This window comes from Nonomuraea sp. NPDC051191, assembly GCF_044455665.1.
GTDB lineage: Bacteria > Actinomycetota > Actinomycetes > Streptosporangiales > Streptosporangiaceae > Nonomuraea.
Genome location: NZ_JBITEZ010000007.1, coordinates 1 through 16,018, shown reverse-complemented (window position 1 = coordinate 16,018; position 16,018 = coordinate 1). Strand labels below are relative to the sequence as shown.

The following is a 16,018-nucleotide window of genomic DNA, read 5'->3' as shown; positions in this document are numbered from 1 at the left end:
GCCGGAGGGAGAGCATGCCGGTGCGTGCCATACGTCAACGGGCGCTCGGCCTGGCGTGGGTGGCCCCCGCGCTCGCGCTGGTCGTGGTGTTCGTCTACCTGCCGCTGGTGCAGAACTTCCAGTTCAGCACCCTCAAGTGGGACATCTACAGCGGCACCCAGGAGTACGTCGGGCTCGACAACTACCGCAAGCTGGTCGACGACCCGGTCTTCTGGTCCTCGCTGGGCAACAACGTCCTGTACGCGGTGGTCTCGATCGTCTTCCAGGTGTTCGGCGCGCTGCTGCTGGCCGCGCTGATCGAGGGCGTGCGCAGCGAGCGGTGGCAGCGCGGCCTGCGGGCGGTCTACTTCATCCCGTCGGCGATCTCCATGACCGTCGCCGGCCTGCTCTTCTACTTCATCTACGAGCCCAACCTGGGCCCGCTCAACCACCTGCTCAGGGCGATCGGCCTGGACGGCCTGGCCCAGGCGTGGCTGGGCCAGGAGAGCACCGCCATGTCGGCGATCATCGCGATGAGCCAGTGGCAGGGATTCGGCTACTCGACGCTGCTGTTCGCCGTCGCGATCCAGCGCATCCCCCGCGAGATCTACGGCGCCGCCGCCATCGACGGCACCGGCCCGGTCCGGCGGTTCTTCCACGTGACCGTGCCGCTCGTGCGCGAGATGACCGGGCTGATGATGATGGTCACCGTCTCGGGCGCCTTCCAGGTGTTCAACGAGGTCATGGTGATGACCAGCGGCGGCCCCGACAACTCCAGCCAGGTCCTGGGCACCTGGCTCTACCGCAGCGGCTTCGTGCGCAACAACTTCGGCTACGCCGCCGCCATCGCGACAGTGATCTTCGTCATCACGCTCGGCATCGCCGTGGGACAGATGTGGGTCACCCGTAGGAGAAGGGTGGAATGGTGAGTCGCCGTGGCTTTCTCGGCGTGATCGCGCGCGTGTTCCTCTGGGCGTTCCTGCTCTGTCTCGCGGTGGTCGTGCTCTATCCCCTGCTGTGGATGGTGCTCAACGGGTTCAAGTCCAACAGCGAGCTGTTCGGCAACCCGTTCGCGCTGCCGTCGAGCTGGAGCTTCGAGAGCTACCAGAAGGCGTGGAACCGGGGGGTGAGCGACTACCTGACGACGAGTGTGCTGGTCACGCTCACCTCCACGGTCGCCACCGTGTTCGTCAGCGCGTGGGCGGCCTACGGGCTGACCCGGGTGAACCTCCCGTTGAACCGGTTCGTCACGATGGGCATCCTGGGCGGGCTCATGCTCGCGCCGACCGTGGCGCTCGTGCCGCTGGTCAAGATGTTCCAGGCCATGGGGCTGTACAACAGCTTCTGGGCGCTGCTGATCCTCTACACCGCGTTCCGCGTCCCGTTCACGACGTTCCTCATCCGGGCGTACATGATCGACCTGCCCCGCGAGGTGGACGAGGCCGCCGAGATGGACGGCTGCGGCCGGTGGACCGCGTTCTGGCGGATCATCCTGCCGATGTGCAAGCCGATCCTCACCTCGACCGTGCTGCTGCACATCCTGTTCGCCTGGAACGAGTACCTGTTCGCGATGGTCTTCACCAGCGGCGCCGGCGTGCAGACGCTGCCGGTCGGCCTGACCAGCCTGATGAGCAAGCACGGCACGGACTTCCCCGTCGTCTTCGCCGGGATGGTGATCGCGGCGCTGCCCGTGGTGCTGCTGTTCTTCCTAGGCCAGCGCTACATCGTCAAGGGCCTCGCCGACGGGGTCGGGAAGTGAGTCTGATGTCTTTGTCACTGCGGCAGGTCACCGGTTCCAACTTCGCCTACCAGCACCTGCCCTTCGACCGCTTCCTCGACGACGCCGCCGCGCTCGGGCGCGAGCAGCTGGAACTGTGGGGCGTCGCGCCGCAGCTGCACGTCCCGTGGCTGAGCGACGCCGAGGCGCGGGCGATCCGCCGGAGCGCCGCCGGGCGCGGGCTCACCGTCCGCTGCTTGACGCCCGAGCAGGTGGCCTACCCCGTCAACCTGGCCTCGCCGGACGGCCGGCTGCGGGCCGGGAGCGTGGCGATGTTCCGCCGGGCCGCCGAACTGGCCGCCGAGCTGGGGGCCGAGCTGCTGCTGCTGACCCCCGGCCGGGGCTTCGAGGACGAGCCGGTCGCCGGCGCCTGGCGGCGCTCGGCCGACGCGATCGGCGAGATCTGCGCGTACGCCGGGACGCTCGGCGTGTCGTGCGTGCTGGAGGCGTTGCAGCGGGTGGAGTCCAACCTGGTCAACGACGCGCCCACACTGGCCCGCATGATCGACGAGGTGGGCGCCCCCAACCTGGGCGCGGTGCTGGACACCGTGGCGATGGCGGCGGCCGGGGAGTGCGTGGACGACTACTTCGACGCCCTCGGCGACCGGGTCAGGCACGTGCACCTGGTCGACGGCTCCCCCACCGGGCACCTGGCCTGGGGCGACGGCGAGCTGCCGCTCGCCGCGTACCTGGCGGCGCTGGACCGCAGGGGATACCGGGGAGCGATGACGTTCGAGCTGTTCGGGGCCGGGGACTACGCCTTCGACCCGCGTCCCGTGGTGGAGCGCTGCCTGGCCTCCGTACAGGCAGCGCTCCCGGGAGCCTCATAGCCCGCCGGCGGCTCCGGGCAGGACCAGCTGTCCCCTGGACCGGCCGGGATACTTGGCCACCGGCCTGGCCCGGCCGGTGCGGACGTCCACCGCGTACGCCCGGGTGTCCGGCCCGACCCCGACGGCGAGCGTGACCTCCGACGGGCTCTGCCAGATCGTCGCGTCGTCGATGCCCGCCCTCTTCGGCAGGCCCTTCACGGAGACCTTCCGCAGAGTGCGGCCGGTCCTGGTGTCGAGCACGGTGAGCCTGCGGGTGGCGTACTCGGGCTGGGTCTTCTTGCCGGGCGGGAACTCGAAGGCGACCACCGTGCGGCCGTCCGGGGCGAGCTCGCTGAACATGATGAAGACGCCGTCGAAGCGCACCGGCCTGCCGCCGCCGGTGACCGGCATGAACAGCAGGTCGGTCCTGCGGTAGCGGACCAGCTCGGCGACGCCGTCCTTGATGGCGACCGGCTCGTACACGCCGGGGACGGGCACCGTCCCGCCGGTCCGCACGTCGATCAGCAGGCCGGGGTCCTTGGTGCCCTCGCGCGGGTCGAAGGCCAGGTGGCGGCCGTCGTCGGAGACCACCAGCATGGAGCCGACGCCGAGGCGTTCCTCCTTCACCTTCGCGGCGGAGACCGTCTCCACGCCGGTCACCATGTCGCGGACGACGTGCGCCTCCGCGTCTTTGTCGTAGTAGGCGAACATGCGCCCGTCGCGGCTGACGGCGACGGGCACACGGTGGTTCCGGGCGGTCGTCCCGAGCGCCTGGGGCACCCGGTACGTCTTGCCGGCGCTCGTGACCACCCGCCACTCGTCCGGCACGCAGTCGGGCAGCGGGTCCTTTCCCTTGGGGGGCAGGCAGGTCTCCAGGTAGGCGTGGCTGAGCGTCCCCACCTTGCCCGCCGGCAGCACGGGCACTGGTGCCTCCTGCGGCGCGGCGGCCGGCGTCCGCCGCGGCCCGGCCATCAGCACGGTCGCCGTCACCCCGGCCAGCACCGCGATCGTCGCGACCGCCGCCAGCGTCGCCGTGGACCGTCGCCTGCGCCGGTGCCCGACCATCGCCAGGTCGGCCAGGTCGGCCAGGTTCGCCGGGGGAGCCTCCTCGGCCAAGCCGTTCAGTGCGTCACGCAGTCTGGTCATCGGGCCGCCTCCTGAGCGATTCGCGAGTCCATGAGGTCGGGAGCGAGTTCGCGCAGGCGCGCCAGCGCGTGGTGGGTCTGGCTCTTCACCGTGCCGACCGCGCAGCCGAGCACGTCGGCGGTCTGGGCCTCGGTGAGGTCCTCCCAGAAACGCAGGACGATCACCGCCCGCTGCTTGCGCGTCAGCTTGCCCAGCGCCTGCCGCAGCATGATCCGGTCGAGCGCGTCGTCGTCGTAGGTGACCGCGCGCTCGGGCGGGTCGGCGCTGGGCAGCTCGGGGTCCGGCCGGCGCCGCCACGAGATGTACTGGTTGACCAGCGCCTTACGCGTGTACGCCTCGGGGTTGCCCTCGCGCGCCAGCTTGTGCCAGTGCCGCACGACCTTGACCAGCACGCTCTGGAGCAGGTCCTCGGCCAGGTGGGGGTCGCCCACGAGGAGGTAGGCGGTCCGCATCAGCGCCTGTTGCCGGGCGATGACGAACTCGCGGAAGCCGTCGTGAGCGTCCAATGTGGTGTTCTCCCTTCGCCCGTTCCCAACGCGGCCGGCCGGGCGGAGGGTTGCAGGGTTCGTCCCGGAATTTTCTGCGAAATCACCGGGCCCGCTGGGCGGGACGGCGTCCCCAGGTGGCCCAGCGCCACAGCCACTCCAGCGGGCCGAAGCGGTACCGGCGCAGCCAGAGGGTGGACCACACCCACTGGACGGCCAGGATGACGGCGGCGATCCCCACGATCGTGCCCAGCGACCAGTATTCCGACCGGCCGCCGACCACCTTGCCGATGACCAGGACCAGGGCGGTGGCGCTCAGGTAGTTGGTCAGCGCCATGCGGCCCAGCGGGGCGAAGACGGCCCGCAGCAGCGGGCGCACCGGGGTCCTGAGCAGGACGAGCAGGACGCACACGTACAGGCCGGCCATGAGCAGGCCGGACGTGGCCATCGGCAGGGGGACGCCCGATGCGCCCGCCTGCCACGACAGGGCCGGGACGGTGGCCGCGGCGAAGAGCAGGGCCAGGAGCGCCGGGACGCGGGTGGAGCTCTCGATCCGGTCGATCACGCCGTACCTGGTGAGGGCCGAGCCCAGCAGGAACAGGCCGGGGACCAGCATCGTGCCGCCGCTGAAGACGACCATCGCCGCGACGACGAGCACGGCGGCGAGCCCCGCCACCGCCCAGCGCGGCAGCCACGTCGAGGGCAGCAGCACCACCAGGCCGACGACCGCGTAGACGGTCAGGATGTCGCCGCGCCACAGCAGGAACATGTGGACCAGGCCCATGCAGGCCAGCAGGAGGAGCCTGCGCAGCAGCAGCGCCCGCGGGTGGGGGACGCGGGCCGAGGCGGAGTCCAGCAGCAGCGAGAACCCGACGCCGAACAGCAGCGAGAAGATCGGGAAGAAGCGCTGCTCGACGAGCAGGCCCAGCCAGCGGGCGGTGTCGTCGAGCACCACCTCCTGCTGGGTGACCGCCTCGATGCCGACGTGCGAGATCGGCTGGACGTTGGCGAGCAGGATCCCGCACAGGGCGAACCCGCGCACGACGTCGAGCGCGATGATGCGCGACCGCCGGGGAGCGGCGGGCGGTGTTTCGTCATGGGGCAGGGGGTGGGCGGGCCGCGTGTCGTCGTAGGGCATGGGGCCTCATCCTGCGGCGGGCGGCGGGGCGCCGGGAGGGTCGAAAGCAGGGTTCGGACCGCCGCGACCGTACTTTCGGCCGGTGTGCCGGGCGGACCCGCCTCCCTAGCCTGGATGTCGTGAACATGCGGAACGAGGCTGCGCCCGCCTGCGTGGCCCGGTTGGTGTGAACGTGCGGGACGGGGCTGCGCCCGCCTGGCCGGGCGGACGGGCCGCGGCCGTGTCGGCGGAGGTCGCGCTGGGGGGCGCGGCCGTCGCCGTGCTGGTCTTCTGGGCCGGCCTGATCGCCGACAGCTGGGGCGGCGGCTACTGGGTGCTCGACTGCGCGGCGGGGGCGGCGGTGTGCGCGCTGGCCCTGGCGCGCCGCCTCGCCCCTGCCTGGACGGCCGCGGCCGGGCTGGCGGTCGCGGTGGCGGCCGTCCTGGCCGCCGCGTGGGCCGACCTGCCGAACGAGCCGGGGCCGGCCATGGCGCTGGGCCTGTCCGTGCTGGTCGGATCGGCGGTCAGGACGCTTCCCGCGCGGCCCGCGTGCGCCGTCGCGGCCGGTGGGCTCGCGGTGGCCGCCGCGAGCGTGCCTGCCGCGCACAACTCCTCCGTGGTGGCGCTCAACGTGGCCGGCTGGCTGGCCGCCCTGGCCGTCGGCGGCGGCCTGAGGCTGCTGGCCGGGCGCCGCCTGGCGGTCGCCGAGCGCGTACGCCACGACGAGCGCCGCAGGCTGGCCAGGGAGCTGCACGACGTGGCCGCGCACCACATGACCGGCATCGTCCTCCAGGCCCAGGCCGCCCGGCTGCTGGCCCGCAGGGGGTCCGGCCCGCTGGAGGAGTCCCTGGAGGACATCGAGGACGCGAGCACCGGGGCCCTGGCCGCGCTGCGCCGCGTCGTCGGCCTGCTCCGCGACTCCGCCGACGACGTCCCCGGCCCGCCCGGACGTCTCACCGACCTGGTCGGCCGCTTCGACGGCCCGCCCGTGACCCTGCGCGGCCCCGGCGAGGCGGAGAGCTGGCCGCCGGAGGTGACCAGCACCGTCTACCGGATCGTCCAGGAGTCGCTGACCAACGTCGCCCGGCACGCCCCCCGCGCCCGCGCGGTCACCGTCGACGTCACCGTTGAGGTCACCGGCGGGGAAGGCGCGGTCGTGGTCGAGGTCGCCGACGACGCCCCGCCGGTGACGACGTCCCGGAACCGCGGCGGCTACGGCCTGCTCGGCATGCGCGAACGCGTCGAGGCCCTGGACGGCACCCTGCGTGCGGGCCCCCGGCCGGAGGGCGGCTGGTCGGTCCGCGCCACCCTGCCTCTCACGGGGCCCCTTACGGGGCCCCTGGGGGGGCGGCGATGACGATCGGCGTGCTGCTGGCCGACGACCAGGCGATGGTCCGCCGGGGCCTGCGGCTGATCCTGGAGGACCAGCCCGACATCCGCGTGGTGGCCGAGGCCCGGGACGGCGAGGAGGCCGTGGAGCTGGCCCGGCGGCTGCGCCCCGACGTGTGCCTGGTGGACATCCTCATGCCCGGCATGGACGGCATCGCGGTCACCCGTGCCCTGGCCGGCGCCGGCGTGCCCGACCCGCTGACCGTGGTCGTGGTCACCACGTTCGACCTCGACGAGTACGTCTACGACGCGCTGCGCGGCGGCGCGGCCGGCTTCGTGCTGAAGGACGCCGGCCCGGCCCTGCTCGCCGAGGCCGTCCGGGCGGCCAGCACCGGGGACGCGCTGATCTCGCCGTCGATCACCCCGCGCCTGCTGGGCCGGCTGGCCGGACGGGCGCCGCGCGCGAAGGGCGCCGTGCACCCGCTGTCGGAACGGGAGACCGACGTGGTGCGCGCCGTGGCCGCCGGACGCACCAACCAGGAGATCGCCGCGTCCCTGCACATCTCGCTGAGCACGGTGAAGGGCCACATCTCGGCCGTCCTGGACAAGCTGGGCGTACGCAACCGGGTCGAGATCATCGCGTGGGCCTGGGAGAACCGGGTGGCGGGCTAGCTCCGGGGTACGGCACTCAGCGCGTCTCGTCGCCCAGCCGGACGCTCGCGCGGGCGATGTCGGCCAGCGTGATGTCGGCCAGCATCATCTCCTCGTGGTCGCGCAGCGCGCTCCACACCTCGGCGAGCGGGCTGGCGACCCCGGGATACCCCCCGTGGTCGCCGCCCTCGGAGACGCCCTCGACGATCACCACGATGTCCGCGAGGGTGATCTCGCCGGCGGGCCTGGCCAGCCAGTAGCCGCCGTCGGGGCCACGCTGGCTGTGCAGCAGCCCCGCCCGGCGCAGTTGCAGCAGGATGTTGTCGAGGAACTTGCGGGGGATGCCCTGGGCCGTGGCGATCTTCTCGGCGGGCATGGGGCCCGGCGGCGCCGCGGCCAGCTCGGCCGCGGCACGCAGGGCGTACTGGGTTCTGGCGGAGATCCGCATGACCGTCTACTGCTCAGGCGCTCACCTGGTGCAGGCCCCATCGGCGGCGCAACGCGTCGTCCGCCAGGCCGAAGACGCGGTCCACCACGATGCCGATGACCAGGATGACGATCATGGTGGCGAGCAGGCCGGGCGAGTCGGCCAGCTCGCGGGCGTAGTGGAGCTGCTCGCCCAGCGAAGCCTGGTTGGCGATGATGACCAGCAGCTCACCGGCCATCAGCGAGCGCCAGGCGAACGCCCAGCCCTGCTTGAGCCCGGCCAGGAACGACGGCAGCGAGGCCGGCAGGATGACGTGCCGGTAGAGCGCGATCCGGCGGAAGCCGAGCATGTGCCCGGCGCGCAGCAGGATCGGCGGCGTGTAGTCCACCCCGGTGATCAGGCCGTTGGCGATGGACGGCGCCGCGCCCAGCACCACCACGAACAGGATCGCGCTCTCCGACAGCCCGAACAGCAGGATGGCCAGCGGGAACCAGGCGATGGACGGCATCGTCTGGAGCCCGGTGATCAGCGAGCCCGTGGCGCGGCGCAGCGGCCCGATCCGCGAGACCAGCGCGCCGACGACCAGTCCGACGGCGATGGCCAGGGCGAACCCGGTGACCGCGCGGCGCATGGTGACCGTCAGCGCGGTGTAGAACTCGGGGTCGCCGAGGCGGTGCCCGAGTTCGGAGAGCGTGGTGACCGGGCCGGCGAAGACGTACTCGGGCCACCAGCCCGCCCACACCACCGCCTGCCAGACGGCCAGCACGATGACCACGGCCGAGGCGATCGGCCACAGCCCCGCCCACAGCCGGGAGGCCAGGCCGGCGCGGTGGCCGGTGCCCAGCTCCAGCGCGTCGAGCCCGGCGAGCTGCTGGGCGTGGGTGTCCGTCGTCGTCATGCGGGCTCCTCCTGACGGGCGTGGCGCAGGACCTCCTGGCGGAGGCGGCCGGTGATCTCCCCCGCCAGCTCGGCCACCTCGCCCGAGTCGGTACGGCGGGGCCGCGGCAGCTCGACGGGGAAGTCCTCCACCACCCGCCCCGGCCGGCTGGACAGCAGGACGACCCGGTCGCCGAGCCGTACGGCCTCGCGCACGTTGTGGGTGACGAACAGGACCGACAGGGAGCGTTCCCGCCAGATGCGTTCGAGCTCGTCGTGCAGCAGGTCGCGGGTCATGGCGTCCAGGGCGCCGAAGGGCTCGTCCATCAGCAGCACGTCGGCGTCCTGGGCGAGTGCCCTGGCCAGGGCGACGCGCTGGCGCATGCCGCCGGACAGCTCGTGCGGCCGCTTCTTGCCGAACCCGCCCAGGTGGACGATGTCGAGGAACTCGGCGGCCCGGTCCCGGCGTTCCTGCTTGCCCACGCCCTTGGCGCGCAGCGCCATCTCGACGTTGGCCGAGACGGTCAGCCAGGGGAACAGCGCGGGCTCCTGGAACATCAGCGCGACGCGGCTGTCGTCCACGTCGATGCGGCCGGCCGAGACCCGGTCGAGCCCGGCCACCAGCGACAGCAGCGTGCTCTTGCCGCACCCGGACGCGCCGAGCAGGCAGACGAACTCGCCGGGGGCCACCGACAGCGAGACCTGGTCGAGGGCCTGCAGGGCCGTCCGGCCCTGACCGTAGAGCTTGGAGACGGCCTCCAGCCTGACCGCGGGGCTCTGCCCCTCGACCCGGCCGGTGGCCTGCTCCGTGAGCGGAGCGGACATCGCGTGCGCCTCCTACTTGTCGGAAATGGCCTGCTGGCCCTTGGCGGCGAGGACCTCGTTGAGGACCGTGAGGTCGTAGATGCCGTTCAGGTCGACCGGGTCGAGGAGGCCGACCTTCGTCGCGTGCTCGGCGCTGCCCACCAGCGACGAGGCGATCGGGTCGTTGGTGAAGGTGATGTTCTTGAACGCGCTGTCCAGCACCTCGGGCTTGAGCGGCTTGCCGGTCAGCTTCTGCAGGGCGGCGTTGGCGGTCTGCGCGGCGCCGGCCGGGTCCTTGGCGATGACGTCGTTGGCCTCGACGTGCGCCTCGATCAGCTTCTTGAGCAGGTCGGGGTGCTCCTTGGCCCACTCCTGGCGGACGATGAGGTGGGTGATCACGAACTGCTTGTTCGGCCACAGGTCGCGCTCGTCGACCAGCACCTTGCCGCCGCTCTCCTTGATCAGGCGGCTGGCGAACGGCTCGGGCACCCAGGCCCCGTCGATGTCGCCGGTGGCGAAGGTCTGGATGGTCTGGGAGTTCTCCTGGGGCACGATCGAGACCTCGCCACCGCCCTTGGTGTCGGTCTTGATGCCCTTCTCGGTCAGCCAGTAGCGCAGCGCGACGTCCTGGGTGTTGCCGAGCTGCGGGGTGGCGATCTTCTTGCCCTTGAGGTCCTCCACCGAGTTGATCCCGGGCTTGACCACGAGGAACACGCCGCCGGACGCCGCGCCGGCGACGATCTTGATGGCCTGGCCCTTCGACTTCGACCAGGCGTTGATGGCCGGGTTGGGGCCGACGTAGGTGGCGTCGATGGCGCCGGAGAACACGGCCTCGATCGCGGCCGGGCCGGCGTTGAACGTGCTGGTCTTGGGCGCGGTGCCGAGGTGCTTGGCGTAGATGCCCTTCTCCACGCCGACCAGGGCGGTGGCGTGGGTGATGTTGGGGAAGAAGCCGAGACGCACCTGCGTCGTGCCGGCTCCCCCGCTCTTCGCGCCGCTGTCCGCAGGGCTGCCGCTGCCCCCACAGGCGGCCGCCATGGTCGTGAGCGCCAGGGCGGCCAGGGTGGCCACCGATACGCGAACCCTGCGAGCGTTCATCTCTTCTCCCTATTTCCCACTTATTTAGTGGCTTTAGAGTGTTTATAGGAGCAAGAGAGGGCGCCCGTCAATCCCACGCTGGGTCACAGACTCTTCACAAAAGGCAGCGGGCCGCGCTCCGGACGGTCGTCCGGGTCGAACCGCGGGGTGTAGCCGCCGGCCAGGTACAGGGCGACGGCCTCGGGCTGGCGGGGGCCGGTGCTCAGGTGGATCCGCAGGTAGCCGCGGCGGGCGGCCTCGCGTTCCAGCTCGCGTACGACCACCGCGCCCAGGCCGCGCCTGCGGTGGCCGGGATGCGTCCACACCCGCTTCAGCTCGGCCGTGTGCGCGTCGTAGCGGCGGAACGCGCCCCCCGCCACGGTCTCGCCGCCCACCACCAGGACGAGGAAGGCCCCGTCCGGCGGCGCGAACTCCTCGGCGGGGTACCGGCCCAGCTCGTCATTGGCGCCGTACCGGCTCGTGTACTCCAGCGCGAGGTCCGCCAGCAGCGGCCGGACGGCGGGATCGTCCGGCGCGACCAGGCGGACCTCGAAGGCGGGCGCGCTCAACCGTTCTGCCTCGGCAGGCCAGGCGGGTTGACCCTGGACTCGGGGACCGCCTCGTTGCCCAGCCCCCACCGGTCGAGCACCTGCCGGTACGTGCCGTTCCCGATCACCGTGTTCAGCGCGTCGTGGACCGGCCCGACCAGGCCGTTGCCCTTCTTCGTCATCGCCGCGATGAGCCCCTGCAGGCCCGGCCCGGCGCCCGAGGCGGTGCCCACGATCCTGGAACCGCCGCTGACCGCGATGTTGTAGGCGATGGACGGATTGGGGCCGAAATACGCCTGCACCCGCCCCGACCGCAGAGCGAGCAGCACGTCGCCGTACTTCTGGTAGTAGAGGATCTCGACCGGTTTCAGGCCTGCCCTGCGGTTCCGGGCGTCCCAGTCGAGCAGGATCTTCTCCTGGTTGGTACCCGGTCCGACCGAGACACGCAGCCCGGCCACGTCGGCCGGCTGGGAGATCTTCCTGATCGGACTGGACGCGGGCACCTGCCAGCCGAGCTGGTCGATCCGGTACGTCGCGAAGTCGTAGACGTCCTTGCGCTCCTCGGTGACGGTGACGTTGTTGAGCACGACCTCGTACTTGCCGGACCTGGCGCCGAGGAACAGGTTCTCCCAGGACGAGCTCTCCGGGGCCAGTTCGAGGCCGAGCACGTCGGCCACCAGCTGGGCGAGGTCGGTCTCCACGCCGATCAGCGTGGTGTCGTCACTGGCCGGGAAGACCAGCGGCGGCGAGCCCTGGCCGCTGAAGCCGACGGTGAGCCGGCCGTCCCGGGCGATCTCGGCGGGCACCCGGGCGGCGATGCCCGCGACCTTGCCGGTGCGCACCCGCTTCTGGTCGGGGCCGGTGTCGATGACGCGGCCGGCGCCCGCGGGGGCGGCGGCCCCCGGGCCGGCCTTCGGGACGAGCGCGGGCTCGGCCGCGCAGGCGGTGACGGTGGCGGTGGCGGACAGGAGCAGCAGAAGGGCGGGCACGGCGATCAGACGCATGAGGGTTCCTTGTGATCAGAGGACCTTGCCGAGGAAGGCGCGCGTGCGCGCGTGGCGCGGGGCGTCGAGGACCTGCGCGGCCGGGCCCCGCTCGACGATGCGGCCTTCGTCCATGAACACGACGGTGTCGGCCACCTCCCGGGCGAAGCCGACCTCGTGCGTGACGACGATCATGGTGGTGCCGCTGCGGGCCAGGTCCTTCATGACCTCCAGGACCTCGCCGACGAGCTCGGGGTCGAGGGCGGAGGTGGGCTCGTCGAACAGCACCACCTTGGGCTCCAGGGCCAGCGCCCTGGCGATGGCGACGCGCTGCTGCTGGCCGCCGGAGAGCGTGCGCGGGTAGGCCGCCGCCTTGTCGGCAAGCCCGACCCGGTCGAGCAGGCGGGCGGTCAGCTCGGCCACCTCGCCGCGCGGCCGGCGCCGGGCCGACAGCGGCGCCTCGGCCACGTTCTGGCTGACGGTCAGGTGCGGGAAGAGGTTGAAGTTCTGGAAGACGAAGCCGATGCTGGTGCGCTGGCGGAGGATCTCGCGTTCGGGCAGCTCGTACAGCCTGTCGCCGGCCCGCCGGTAGCCCAGCAGCTCGCCGTCGACCGTGACCGTCCCGCGTTCCACCTTCTCCAGGTGGTTGATCACGCGGAGCAGGGTGGACTTGCCCGAGCCGGACGGGCCGAGCACCACCGCCACCTCGCCCTGCCGTACGCGCAGGTCGATGCCCTTGAGGACGTGCAGCGCGCCGAAGCTCTTGTGCACCCCGGCCAGTTCCACCATCATGAGCGGCCCCTGCCGTAGTGGCGTTCCAGGAAGTGCTGGACGACCGAGAGCGTGGTGGTCAGGACGAAGTACCAGACGGTCGCGACCAGCAGCAGCGCCATCACCCTGCCGTTGCGGTTGTAGATCACCTGCACCTGGTAGAACAGCTCGGGCAGGGCCATGATGTAGACCACCGAGGTGCCCTTGACCAGGCCGACGATCTCGTTCCCGGCGTTCGGCACGATCGTCCGCATGGCCTGCGGAAGGATGATCCGGAACATCCGGCGGACCCTCGGGATGCCCAGCGCCGCCGCGGCCAGGCGCTGCCCCGGATCGACCGACAGCAGGCCGCCGCGGACGATCTCGGCGGCGTAGGCGGCCTGGTGCAGCGCCAGCCCGAGCGCGGCGGCGGTGACCGGCCCGATCAGGTCCATCGTGCCGACGTCGAAGAAGGCGGGCCCGAACGGCACCCCGAACGACAACCTCGGGTACAGCAGCGCCAGGTTGTACCAGAACAGCAGTTGCAGGATCAGCGGCACCGAGCGGAACAACCACACGTACCCCCACGCCACCGACGACAGCAGCCGGTTGGACGACAGGCGCATGAGGGCGAGCAGGGTGCCGAGCCCGAACCCGAGCCCGATGCCCAGCCCGGTCAGCTCCAGCGTCAGCAGCACCGAGCGCACGACCGAGGGCGCGAACAGGTACGTCCCGACGACGTCCCAATCCCACGCCGGGTTGGTGACCAGGGCGTTGGCCGCCATCGCCAGCAGCACCAGCACACCGAGCGCGGCCGCCGCCCGTAACGGGTGGCGGGCGGTCACGACCTTCGGCGCGGCCTCCTGCGGCCCGGCGGCGGGCACGGCCGCGGCCGTGTCATGCAGCGTCATGGTCCGCACGCCCGGCTTCGCCGCGGTCGGTGCGCGCGGCGTCGCGTCTGGCCACTTCCGCGCGGACGAGCGGGATGACGTGCCGGCCGAAGTCGACGGCGTCGTCCAGGATCGCGTAGCCGCGCGCCGAGAGGATCTCCACGCCCAGGTCGTAGTAGTCGAGCAGGGCCCGCGCCACCGTCTCCGGGGTGCCGACGAGGGCGGTGGAGTTGCCCGCGCCGCCGGTGGCCGCCGCGGTGGGCGTCCACAGGGCGCGGTCGTGCCGCTCACCCCTGGCGGCCACCTCCAGCAGCCGCCGCGACCCGGCGTTCTGCGGCGGGCCCGACGGACGCCGCCGCGGGTTCGCCCCGCCCTGTCGCAGCTCGCCCAGGATCCGGTGCGCCTTCTCCCAGGCCAGTTCCTCGGTGGGCGCGATGATCGGCCGGAAGGCCACCTGGATGCGCGGCACGTCGGCCCGCCCGGCCGCGCGGGCTGCCTCCTTGACCGAGGCGATCTGCTGCGCGGTCTCGGCCAGCGGCTCGCCCCACAGGCAGTAGACGTCGGCCTCGGCCCCGCCCGCCGCGTACGCCGCGGGCGACGAGCCGCCGAAGGAGACCTGGGGCCGCGGCCGCTGGACCGGGAAGACGTCGGAGACGAAGTCCCTGAAGGAGTAGTGGGCGCCCTCGTGGTCGAACGGCTCCCTGGAGGTCCACCCCTTCTTGACGATCCGGATGTACTCCCCGGTCCTGGCGTACCGCTCGTCCTTGGTCAGGCGGTCGCCCTCCCTGCCCTGCTCGTGGTCGTTGCCGCCGGTGATGAAGTGCACGGTCAGGCGGCCGTCGCTGATCTGGTCGAGGGTGGCGAAGGTCTTGAGCGCGTACGTCGGGTAGGACACGTTCGGCCGGTGGGCCAGCAGGATCCCCAGGTCCTCGACCCTGCTCGCGACGTACGCGGCCACCTGGGCCGGGTCGGGCGAGCCGGAGCCGTAGGCGAACAGCACCCGGTCCCAGCCGTGCTCCTGGTGGGCCCGCGCGAGCCGGAGCGTGTACTGCTTGTCGAAGGACGGGCCCGAGCGGGGTGAGGTCTCCGAGCCGTCGTTGGTGCCGCCGATACCGAGAAACTCCACAGGCATGCCGAGTCCTTTCTGGCGTCCGTGAAACGTCTTTCAGCCCAGCACGGTGATCGCATTCCGTCAAGCCCTACCAATTTAGTTGGTTTTTATCTACGGTGGAGGCGTACGGAAGGAAGGACACCATGCCGACCCTGCCATCCCTGACCATCACCCCCGTGGCCGGCCGTTTAGGAGCCGAGATCACCGGTGTGCGGCTCGCCCCCGACCTGCGCCCCGATGTCGTGGCCGAGCTCCGCCAGGCCCTCCTCACCCACAAAGTGATCTTCCTGCGCGGCCAGGAGCACCTCGACGAGCAGGGCCAGGTGGGCTTCGCCCGGCTGCTCGGCGAGCCGACCGCCGCCCACCCGACCGTGCCCGCGCTGCACGGCAACGCCCACATCCTGGACCTCGACTACAGCAACGGCCACAAGGTCGACCGCTGGCACACCGACGTGACCTTCGTGGACCGGCCGCCGCTCGCCTCGGTGCTGCGCGCGGTCGTCGTGCCGGAGGCCGGCGGCGACACGTTGTGGGCCAACACCGTCAGCGCGTACGACAATCTGCCCGCCGAGCTGCGCGACCTGCTCGACCGGCTGCGCGCCGTGCACACCAACCAGTACGACTACGTCCGCGCCGCCACCGTCGACGAGCGGGCCCGCGAGCACGCCGAGGCGTTCACCTCCACCCTGTTCGAGACCGAGCACCCGGTCGTGCGCGTGCATCCGGAGACCGGCGAGCGCTCGATCCTGCTCGGCGACTTCGCCAAGCGGCTGAGCGGCCTGTCGGGGCACACGTCCGGCTCGATCATCCGGCTGGTCCAGGAGCACGTCACCGAGGTGGAGAACACCGTGCGCTGGCGCTGGTCGCCCGGCGACGTGGCGATCTGGGACAACCGGGCCACCCAGCACCGCGTGGTGCACGACTTCGGCGACCGTCCCCGCCGCCTGCACCGGGTCACGATCGCCGGCGACCTGCCGGTGGGCGTGGACGGCCGGACCAGCACCGCACTGAGCGGCGACGCCGCGACCTACTCGCCGATCGCCGCCTGACCCTCCCCGGGGCCGCCCCGGCCACGAACGTCGCCGTGGCCGGGGCCTCGCGGATCGGCCGAAGCCAGTGCGGGCGGGGTTGGCTGGGCCCCGCCCGCACGTCCCCCCGCGCGGGGGGGGGGGGGGCGGGGCGCGGGGGGGGGGGGGGGCGCCGCGGGGGGGGCGGGGGGGGGCCGGGGGCGGGGGGGGGGGCGGCCGGGGGGGGGGGGC

Annotated in this window: 18 protein-coding genes; 6 read left to right on the top strand and 12 right to left on the bottom strand. The window is 72.3% G+C overall.

The genetic code is table 11. The features are described 5' to 3' along the window. The first annotated feature begins 20 nt into the window (after positions 1-20). The 3 genes from ACIA8R_RS20945 to ACIA8R_RS20935 are packed head-to-tail and all read left to right on the top strand — an operon-like array spanning position 21 to position 2,586. Positions 21-908 carry a sugar ABC transporter permease gene (locus tag ACIA8R_RS20945; protein ID WP_357702758.1) on the top strand — a complete coding sequence of 296 codons (888 nt, stop codon included), beginning with the start codon at positions 21-23 and terminating at the stop codon, positions 906-908. Beyond that, positions 902-1,738, top strand: a complete 837-nt coding sequence (locus ACIA8R_RS20940) for a carbohydrate ABC transporter permease (protein ID WP_364089505.1) — start codon at positions 902-904, stop codon at positions 1,736-1,738. Before ACIA8R_RS20945 ends, ACIA8R_RS20940 begins: the two co-directional genes overlap by 7 nt. A gap of 5 nt (positions 1,739-1,743) precedes the next feature. Continuing rightward, positions 1,744-2,586, top strand: a complete 843-nt coding sequence (locus ACIA8R_RS20935; RefSeq protein ID WP_397039851.1) for a TIM barrel protein — start codon at positions 1,744-1,746, stop codon at positions 2,584-2,586. Here the strand turns inward: ACIA8R_RS20935 and ACIA8R_RS20930 are convergent. The 3 genes from ACIA8R_RS20930 to ACIA8R_RS20920 form a co-directional block, all read right to left on the bottom strand. After that, on the bottom strand, positions 2,581-3,711 hold the full coding sequence (locus ACIA8R_RS20930; protein WP_397039849.1) for a hypothetical protein: 1,131 nt from the start codon (positions 3,709-3,711) through the stop codon (positions 2,581-2,583). The two genes, ACIA8R_RS20935 and ACIA8R_RS20930, sit on opposite strands and share 6 nt — an antisense overlap. Beyond that, a complete protein-coding gene (locus ACIA8R_RS20925; RefSeq protein ID WP_397039847.1) occupies positions 3,708-4,217 on the bottom strand; it encodes a SigE family RNA polymerase sigma factor in 510 nt (169 codons plus the stop codon). Before ACIA8R_RS20925 ends, ACIA8R_RS20930 begins: the two co-directional genes overlap by 4 nt. Positions 4,218-4,299: 82 nt before the next feature. Continuing rightward, positions 4,300-5,334: a DUF418 domain-containing protein gene (locus ACIA8R_RS20920; protein WP_397039845.1), complete on the bottom strand. Its 1,035-nt coding sequence runs from the start codon at positions 5,332-5,334 to the stop codon at positions 4,300-4,302. 172 nt (positions 5,335-5,506) lie between these two features. On the opposite strand from ACIA8R_RS20920, the gene ACIA8R_RS20915 reads away from it, so the two are divergent. Further along, a complete protein-coding gene (locus ACIA8R_RS20915; RefSeq protein WP_397039844.1) occupies positions 5,507-6,670 on the top strand; it encodes a sensor histidine kinase in 1,164 nt (387 codons plus the stop codon). Beyond that, complete coding sequence (locus tag ACIA8R_RS20910; protein WP_364089520.1) at positions 6,667-7,314, top strand: response regulator transcription factor; 648 nt, start codon at positions 6,667-6,669, stop codon at positions 7,312-7,314. Before ACIA8R_RS20915 ends, ACIA8R_RS20910 begins: the two co-directional genes overlap by 4 nt. A 16-nt stretch (positions 7,315-7,330) precedes the next feature. Here ACIA8R_RS20910 and ACIA8R_RS20905 read toward each other — a convergent pair whose 3' ends face one another. The 9 genes from ACIA8R_RS20905 to ACIA8R_RS20865 all read right to left on the bottom strand — a co-directional run bounded on the left by ACIA8R_RS20905 (position 7,331) and on the right by ACIA8R_RS20865 (position 14,780). Continuing rightward, positions 7,331-7,741 carry an Rrf2 family transcriptional regulator gene (locus ACIA8R_RS20905; protein WP_357702773.1) on the bottom strand — a complete coding sequence of 137 codons (411 nt, stop codon included), beginning with the start codon at positions 7,739-7,741 and terminating at the stop codon, positions 7,331-7,333. A 13-nt stretch (positions 7,742-7,754) separates the two neighbouring features. Further along, positions 7,755-8,618: an ABC transporter permease gene (locus ACIA8R_RS20900; RefSeq protein ID WP_364089523.1), complete on the bottom strand. Its 864-nt coding sequence runs from the start codon at positions 8,616-8,618 to the stop codon at positions 7,755-7,757. After that, positions 8,615-9,421: an ABC transporter ATP-binding protein gene (locus ACIA8R_RS20895; RefSeq protein ID WP_357702776.1), complete on the bottom strand. Its 807-nt coding sequence runs from the start codon at positions 9,419-9,421 to the stop codon at positions 8,615-8,617. Before ACIA8R_RS20895 ends, ACIA8R_RS20900 begins: the two co-directional genes overlap by 4 nt. A 12-nt stretch (positions 9,422-9,433) precedes the next feature. Continuing rightward, positions 9,434-10,498 (bottom strand): ABC transporter substrate-binding protein, encoded by a 1,065-nt coding sequence (locus ACIA8R_RS20890; protein ID WP_357702777.1) that lies wholly within the window; start codon positions 10,496-10,498, stop codon positions 9,434-9,436. Between the two features lie 83 nt (positions 10,499-10,581). Next, positions 10,582-11,046: a GNAT family N-acetyltransferase gene (locus ACIA8R_RS20885; RefSeq protein ID WP_364089529.1), complete on the bottom strand. Its 465-nt coding sequence runs from the start codon at positions 11,044-11,046 to the stop codon at positions 10,582-10,584. Next, a complete protein-coding gene (locus tag ACIA8R_RS20880; RefSeq protein WP_397039840.1) occupies positions 11,043-12,029 on the bottom strand; it encodes an ABC transporter substrate-binding protein in 987 nt (328 codons plus the stop codon). Before ACIA8R_RS20880 ends, ACIA8R_RS20885 begins: the two co-directional genes overlap by 4 nt. Positions 12,030-12,044: 15 nt before the next feature. Beyond that, positions 12,045-12,800: an amino acid ABC transporter ATP-binding protein gene (locus ACIA8R_RS20875; RefSeq protein ID WP_364089532.1), complete on the bottom strand. Its 756-nt coding sequence runs from the start codon at positions 12,798-12,800 to the stop codon at positions 12,045-12,047. Further along, a complete protein-coding gene (locus ACIA8R_RS20870) occupies positions 12,797-13,669 on the bottom strand; it encodes an amino acid ABC transporter permease (protein ID WP_364089535.1) in 873 nt (290 codons plus the stop codon). The genes ACIA8R_RS20875 and ACIA8R_RS20870 overlap by 4 nt, the downstream gene beginning before the upstream one ends. Then, positions 13,656-14,780, bottom strand: a complete 1,125-nt coding sequence (locus ACIA8R_RS20865) for an LLM class flavin-dependent oxidoreductase (RefSeq protein WP_397039838.1) — start codon at positions 14,778-14,780, stop codon at positions 13,656-13,658. Before ACIA8R_RS20865 ends, ACIA8R_RS20870 begins: the two co-directional genes overlap by 14 nt. A 122-nt stretch (positions 14,781-14,902) precedes the next feature. Between ACIA8R_RS20865 and ACIA8R_RS20860 the strand changes: the two genes are divergently transcribed. Next, on the top strand, positions 14,903-15,808 hold the full coding sequence (locus ACIA8R_RS20860) for a TauD/TfdA dioxygenase family protein (RefSeq protein ID WP_397039836.1): 906 nt from the start codon (positions 14,903-14,905) through the stop codon (positions 15,806-15,808). Positions 15,809-16,018 lie beyond the last annotated feature (210 nt).

Bases quoted from the DNA above. Each gene is read 5' to 3' on its own strand.
- ACIA8R_RS20940 (WP_364089505.1), top strand. From the start codon at position 902: ATGGTGAGTCGCCGTGGCTTTCTCGGCGTGATCGCGCGCGTGTTCCTC.
- ACIA8R_RS20935 (WP_397039851.1), top strand. From the start codon at position 1,744: ATGTCTTTGTCACTGCGGCAGGTCACCGGTTCCAACTTCGCCTACCAG.
- ACIA8R_RS20930 (WP_397039849.1), bottom strand. From the start codon at position 3,711: ATGACCAGACTGCGTGACGCACTGAACGGCTTGGCCGAGGAGGCTCCC.
- ACIA8R_RS20920 (WP_397039845.1), bottom strand. From the start codon at position 5,334: ATGCCCTACGACGACACGCGGCCCGCCCACCCCCTGCCCCATGACGAA.
- ACIA8R_RS20910 (WP_364089520.1), top strand. From the start codon at position 6,667: ATGACGATCGGCGTGCTGCTGGCCGACGACCAGGCGATGGTCCGCCGG.
- ACIA8R_RS20905 (WP_357702773.1), bottom strand. From the start codon at position 7,741: ATGCGGATCTCCGCCAGAACCCAGTACGCCCTGCGTGCCGCGGCCGAG.
- ACIA8R_RS20900 (WP_364089523.1), bottom strand. From the start codon at position 8,618: ATGACGACGACGGACACCCACGCCCAGCAGCTCGCCGGGCTCGACGCG.
- ACIA8R_RS20895 (WP_357702776.1), bottom strand. From the start codon at position 9,421: ATGTCCGCTCCGCTCACGGAGCAGGCCACCGGCCGGGTCGAGGGGCAG.
- ACIA8R_RS20890 (WP_357702777.1), bottom strand. From the start codon at position 10,498: ATGAACGCTCGCAGGGTTCGCGTATCGGTGGCCACCCTGGCCGCCCTG.
- ACIA8R_RS20880 (WP_397039840.1), bottom strand. From the start codon at position 12,029: ATGCGTCTGATCGCCGTGCCCGCCCTTCTGCTGCTCCTGTCCGCCACC.
- ACIA8R_RS20875 (WP_364089532.1), bottom strand. From the start codon at position 12,800: ATGATGGTGGAACTGGCCGGGGTGCACAAGAGCTTCGGCGCGCTGCAC.
- ACIA8R_RS20870 (WP_364089535.1), bottom strand. From the start codon at position 13,669: ATGACGCTGCATGACACGGCCGCGGCCGTGCCCGCCGCCGGGCCGCAG.
- ACIA8R_RS20865 (WP_397039838.1), bottom strand. From the start codon at position 14,780: ATGCCTGTGGAGTTTCTCGGTATCGGCGGCACCAACGACGGCTCGGAG.
- ACIA8R_RS20860 (WP_397039836.1), top strand. From the start codon at position 14,903: ATGCCGACCCTGCCATCCCTGACCATCACCCCCGTGGCCGGCCGTTTA.